The organism is Kitasatospora sp. NPDC057223, from assembly GCF_042669755.1.
GTDB lineage: Bacteria > Actinomycetota > Actinomycetes > Streptomycetales > Streptomycetaceae > Kitasatospora.
Genome location: NZ_JBHUWW010000311.1, coordinates 1 through 1,022, shown reverse-complemented (window position 1 = coordinate 1,022; position 1,022 = coordinate 1). Strand labels below are relative to the sequence as shown.

Below are 1,022 nucleotides of genomic sequence, written 5' to 3'. Positions count from 1 at the left end.
CGGCGCCGACGAGCGTGGTCTTGCCGACGCCGAAGCCGCCGGCGACGACGATCTTCGCGGAGGTGGTGGCGCGGGTCGCGGGGGCCGCGTTAGAGGTTGCGAAGTCCACTGAGGACCCTTTCGAGCAGCGTGACGTCGGGCTGGTTTCCGGATTCGCCGCCGGAAGCGGGCTGGTGGATGGCCACGAGGCCGGCCTCCGCGAGGTCGGCCACCAGGATGCGGGCCACCCCCAGGGGGAGGGAGAGCAGCGCGGACACCTCGGCGACGGACTTGACCTCGGTGCACAGGCTGCAGATCCGCTGGTGCTCGGGGAGCAGGGTGGCCAGGCGCTGCGGGTCGACGCTCGCGGAGACCAGGGCTTCCAGGGCGAGTTCGTAGCGGGGCCGGGTGCGGCCGCCGGTCATCGCGAACGGCCGGATCAGCGGACCGGAGTCCTCTTCGTCCTCGTAGTCCTCGAACTGCTCCACATGGCCGGGCTGTTCGGGCGCGGGGTGGGCGCCGGGCCGCTGGTACGGCTGCTGCCGGTCATGCTGCTGCTGCCCGTCGCCCCGGCCGTACTGCGACCCGAAATCCTGGTCGAACTGCCGGCCGTACTGCTGCGGGTCGTAGCCCTGCTGGTCGTACTGCTCCTGCTGGTACGGCTGCCGGCCGTACTCCGGCCGGCCGTACTGCTGACCGTTGCCGACGCCAGGGGCTCCGAAGGCGTCGTGGCCGGTGCCTGGGTACGGAACGCCGTACTGGCCGCGATGGTCGTCGGGCGGGTTCACGGATCCTCTCCTCACAAGGTGCGGCGGTGCGTTGCGAGCCCCGGACGAGTCCGGGGCCGGTGGTGCGAAGGCCGTACAACGTCCGAACCCGAGCCCGCGGATGCGGGCCCGGGACGGGCGCAGAGGTGCTTCGAATACCAGGACGGTATCCGACGGTCCGTCAGTGCAGGAGACTGCCCTGGAGTTCGGCGCGCAGTGCGGGGGTGAGGACGGTGCCGGCGCGGTCGACGAGGAGGGCCATCTCGTATCCGACGA

1 protein-coding gene and 2 pseudogenes are annotated in these 1,022 nt (G+C 71.5%); all 3 read right to left on the bottom strand.

Annotated features, from left to right (window positions below):
* Positions 1-109, bottom strand: a pseudogene (locus ACFUK0_RS40245) (ATP-binding protein); the annotation flags it as partial.
* On the bottom strand, positions 90-767 hold the full coding sequence (locus ACFUK0_RS40240; RefSeq protein WP_380259060.1) for a DUF742 domain-containing protein: 678 nt from the start codon (positions 765-767) through the stop codon (positions 90-92). The pseudogene ACFUK0_RS40245 and the gene ACFUK0_RS40240, both read right to left, overlap by 20 nt.
* 160 nt (positions 768-927) lie before the next feature.
* A pseudogene (locus ACFUK0_RS40235) lies at positions 928-1,022 on the bottom strand (roadblock/LC7 domain-containing protein); the annotation flags it as partial.